Source organism: Thermohalobaculum sp., assembly GCF_058622915.1.
The window spans coordinates 1-4,178 of record NZ_JBZSYN010000105.1 but is presented as its reverse complement, the minus strand read 5'-3'; the positions used below and the strand labels follow the sequence as shown (position 1 = coordinate 4,178).

4 protein-coding genes are annotated in these 4,178 nt (G+C 68.6%); 1 reads left to right on the top strand and 3 read right to left on the bottom strand.

Going from position 1 to position 4,178, the window contains the following annotated elements; translation table 11 throughout:
• The 3 genes from AC32QD_RS08485 to dddP all read right to left on the bottom strand — a co-directional run.
• A partial coding sequence (locus AC32QD_RS08485) for an NAD(P)/FAD-dependent oxidoreductase (RefSeq protein ID WP_492010056.1) occupies nucleotides 1–825 on the bottom strand: 825 nt, incomplete at its 3' end.
• A gap of 39 nt (nucleotides 826–864) precedes the next feature.
• Nucleotides 865–2,085: a bifunctional alpha/beta hydrolase/OsmC family protein gene (locus AC32QD_RS08480; protein ID WP_492010055.1), complete on the bottom strand. Its 1,221-nt coding sequence runs from the start codon at nucleotides 2,083–2,085 to the stop codon at nucleotides 865–867.
• A gap of 236 nt (nucleotides 2,086–2,321) precedes the next feature.
• The gene (gene dddP, locus AC32QD_RS08475; RefSeq protein ID WP_492010054.1) at nucleotides 2,322–3,671 is read right to left on the bottom strand and encodes a dimethylsulfonioproprionate lyase DddP; all 1,350 of its coding nucleotides are present in this window, start codon (nucleotides 3,669–3,671) and stop codon (nucleotides 2,322–2,324) included.
• Nucleotides 3,672–3,767: 96 nt separating this feature from the next.
• Here dddP and AC32QD_RS08470 point away from each other — a divergent pair.
• The coding region (locus tag AC32QD_RS08470; RefSeq protein WP_492010057.1) for a class I SAM-dependent methyltransferase at nucleotides 3,768–4,178 on the top strand (411 nt) is incomplete at its 3' end.

Below are 4,178 nucleotides of genomic sequence, written 5' to 3'. Positions count from 1 at the left end.
GGCGCGCTCCGCCTCCGTGAGCACCCGCGTCACGCCGATGTTGGAGATCACCGGCACCGCCCGGCCGTCGAAGCGCGGGTGGAGCCCGTCGGGCGTGAAGCCGTTGGTCGCAAGCACCACGCGCGAGGCCGCGACCCCGCCTGCCGCCGTTACCAGCCGGTGCCGGGCCCCGTCGCGCTCCCAGCGAACGACCTCCGAGCGCGGGAACACCCGCACCCCCAGCTGCGCCGCCCGGTCGGCCAGCGCCCGAACCAGCCGCAAGGGGTGGATGCCGAAGCCGGGGCGGACCAGAAGGCCGCCATGCCGCCGCACGCCCTCGACATCGTCGGGCGGCACCAGCTCGAGCTCGACGCCGTGCTCGCTGCGCTCGGCCTCGAGCCCGATGGCGACGCGGGCGGAATGGGCCAGCCAGAACTCGCCGTCGCCCTGGACCGCATCCGCGAGCCCCGCCTCCATGCAAAAGGCGCGCAGGCGGTGGTTGCCCTCGGCTGCCGCACGCACATAGCGGCCGAATTCCTCCTCGCCATAGCGGCGAATCATGGCGTTGTCGGAAAGCTTGTCCGAGCGCAGCCCGACGATGCCGCCATTGCGTCCCGACGCGCCCCAGCCGATCTCGCCCGCGTCCAGCACCGCGCTGGCGATGCCCAGCTCGGCCAGCCGGATCGCGCAGGACAGGCCGGCATACCCGCCGCCGATGATGGCGACCTCCGCGGTCGCGTCCGATCCCAGCGGCGCCGGCGCACGCCAAGGCGGCGCCGAGGCGCGCCACCAGCTCTCCACCGGCCGGTCGGTCCGGTACATGTCGGCGTCGAGAGGACCCCTCATGGGCTTTGCCTAGCAGCAGCCGGTCGCGCCGAACAGGACCTACTCGACCAACTCCGTGTCGATCTTGATCGTGCCCAGCAGCGTGCGATGCACCGGGCACTTGTTCGCGATCTCCACCAGACGCGCCCGTTGCTCGTCGTCGAGGTCGCCCTCGAGCCGGATCCTGCGCCGAAAGAGGTCGATTTTCGCACCGTCGTCCTCGCAATCCTCGCAGTCATTTGCGTGGACCTTGCCATGCGTCACGTCGACCGCGACATGCGTCAGCGGCCAGTCCTTGCGCCGCGCATAAATGCGCACCGTCATCGAGGTGCAAGCGCCGAGCCCCGCGGCGAGGAACTGGTAGGGGCTGGGCCCCAGGTCGGTGCCGCCGCTGCCTGTCGGCTCGTCCGCCCTGAGCAGGTGCTTCGGGCCGGCCATCACGTCCTGCAGGAAGCCTTGCGGGTCGGCCTCCGAGACCCGCACCACGCCCTCCGGTGCACCCTCGGGCGCCGGCTCGTCCTCGAGGCCCAGATAGCGCCGCGACCATGTGGCGATCATGTCGGCGGCGTATTCGGCGTCCGCGGCCCGGCTCAGCAAGTGGTCCGCGTCGTCCAGCGTCACGAAACTCTTCGGATGCTTCGCGGCGACGAAGATGGCGGTGGCGTTCTCGATGCCGACGATCTCGTCGAGCGGCGCGTGCAGCACCAGGAGCGCCTTCTTGAGCCGCCCGATCTTCTCCTCGAGCCGTGTCTTCTCCACGTCGGCGAGAAACTCGTCCCGGATCGTGAAACGGTGCCCGGCCAGCTCCACCTGCGCTTCGCCCTCCTTGCGAATCTTCTCCACCTTGCCGCGGAACTCCTCGAGGACATGCGCCGGATCGGCCGGCGCGCCGATGGTCACCACGGCCTTCGCCGAGGGGATGTCGTCGGCCGCCGCCAGCACCGCCGCCCCGCCCAGGCTGTGCCCGATCAACAGCGAGGGCGCCATGTCGCGGCCCGACAGATGGCGCGCCGCGGCCACGAGGTCGGCGACGTTGGAGGAAAAGCCCGTGTTGGCGAACTCGCCCTCGCTGTGGCCCAGGCCGGTGAAGTCGAACCTGAGCACGCCGATGCCCAGCGCCGCCAGCCGCGCGGCGATTCGCCGGGCCGCGGCGATGTCCTTGCCGCAGGTGAAGCAGTGCGCGAACAGCGCCACTGCCGCGGGCTTGCCTTCGGGCAGGTCGAGACGCGCCGCCAGCGTGTTGCCGTCATGGCCCGCGAAATCCAGCTTCTCGGTCCGCATCTGTGCCTCCTGCACTCTTGGCCCTTTCGCACATTTGGCCCTTCCGCACATCTGGGGCCGAGGCCGGAACGTCAAGGCCGGTGCCGGGGCGGGGGACCTGCGCCAAGAAGCGTTAACCATACCCACTGTGCACAGGGAGCATATAATGATTTCAATGCCTTGGCGGTTTGTGCAATGTGCACATCCCTCCCGCACGGGCTCCTTCCGGCCATGCCGGCGCGGCTGGTCCCTGCGGATCAGCCGAGCAAGTGCTGCTCGAAGGGATAACGCGTCAGGTTCTCGTGGCCGGTCTCGGTGACCAGCACCTGGTCCTCGAGCTTGATCGAGAAGCCGCCGTCCCGGGTGGCGATCAGCGCCTCGACGCACAGCGTCATGCCAGGCTCGAGGTGATAATCGAATGCGCCTTCGCACCAGTCCTCGGGATATTTGATCGAGGGCCACTCGTCGCACAGCCCCACGCCGTGCATTTTCACGCTGTAGCGGTGCTCGACGAATTCCGCCGGCAAATTGTGCCCGCCAAAGGTGATATCGCGGAAGCTCACGCCGGGCTTCAGCAGCGCCATGTTCTCCATGATGTGCTCATGGGCGAAGCGGTAGAGCCGCTTCATCTCGGCGCTCGGCGCGCCGTCGCCGCACCACCAGGTGCGCGAGATGTCCGCGCAGATGCCGTAGCAGCCGACGAGGTCGGTATCGAAGGCGACGATCTCGTTGTTTCGGATGATCCGCGGTCCGCACTCCTTGAACCACGGGTATGTGCGGGGGCCCGAGCTCAGCAGACGCGTCTCGATCCACTCGCCGCCGCGCCGGATGTTCTCGGCATGCAGCACTGCCCACAACTCATTCTCGCTGATTCCCGGGCGCATCTCCTTGTGCATCGCGGCGACCGACATCTCGCAGGCGAACATGGCGCAGCGCATGGCCTTGATCTCGTCCGGTCCCTTGACGGCGCGGGTCTTCTCGGTGACCTCCTCGCCGTCCATCACCTCGAAGCCCGCTGCCTCCAGCGCCTTGAGCCCGTGCGCCAGGATCTTGTCGATCGCGAGGCGGCGGTTGCTGCCCGCATGCGCGCGCATCACTTCGTCGACCTGCGCCGCGAAGCCGTGCGCGTCGTCGTCGTTCTGATCGCCGCTGGCGAAATAGAACATCGACGCGCCCTCGCGGACCTCGCGAACCAGCGGGTTGAAGTCGCTCAGGAAGCCAAGACGGGGCCCCTTGTATTCCCACAGCACCATGTGCCCGTCGGCGCAGAGCAGCACCGCCCGGAACGGATTGTGCGTGTTCCATATCTGCATGTTGGTCGAATCGCTCGCGTAGCGGATGTTCAGCGGGTCGAACATCAAGAGCCCGCCATAGTCCCGCGCTGCCAGCGCCGCGACAAGCCTGCCGTGCCGGTGCGCCCGCATGCCCGCCAGGTCGGGCGGCTCGATCCCCGCCGCCGCCCATTCGGTGAAGGCCAGTCGCGTCGGCCCGATCTCGGCCCGGTCGTCATCGTCCGGCGAGCCGTCCGGCCGCGTCGTCCGGCGGCGTGCCGGGTCGATCTTGCGGCTCTTGACCGAATAGGCGTGGTGGGCGGATTCATCCTGCATCGTCGGCTCTCCTGGTGCAGCGCAACAGACTGGAACCGTTGTCCCGGCCGGTGCTATCGAGAAACAGACACGCAGATGTCGGAAACGACGGATTCCATGGACCCGGTCAAGCGCCAGTACGAGGTCTATCCTTACCCCGACCGCGATCCCGCCGACGAGGCCAGGCGGCTGATCGAGGGGTCGCCCTCGCATCCGGTCGAGATCGACCACTACCTGTTTGCCGGCCGCCGCGACTGGTCGGCGCCCTTTCGCGCGCTTGTCGCGGGCGGCGGCACCGGCGATGGCCTGAACATGCTGGCGCAGAGGCTCGCCGAGATCGGCTGCCCCGCCGAGATCACCTATCTCGACATCTCGGAGTCGAGCCGCGCGATCGCCGAGGCCCGCGCCGAGGCCCGCGGCCTGAAATCGATCCGCTTCCTGACCGGGGACCTGGTGGAGGCGCCGGGCCTCGGCCCCTTCGATTACATCGACTGCTGCGGGGTGCTGCATCATCTGTCCGACCCCGAT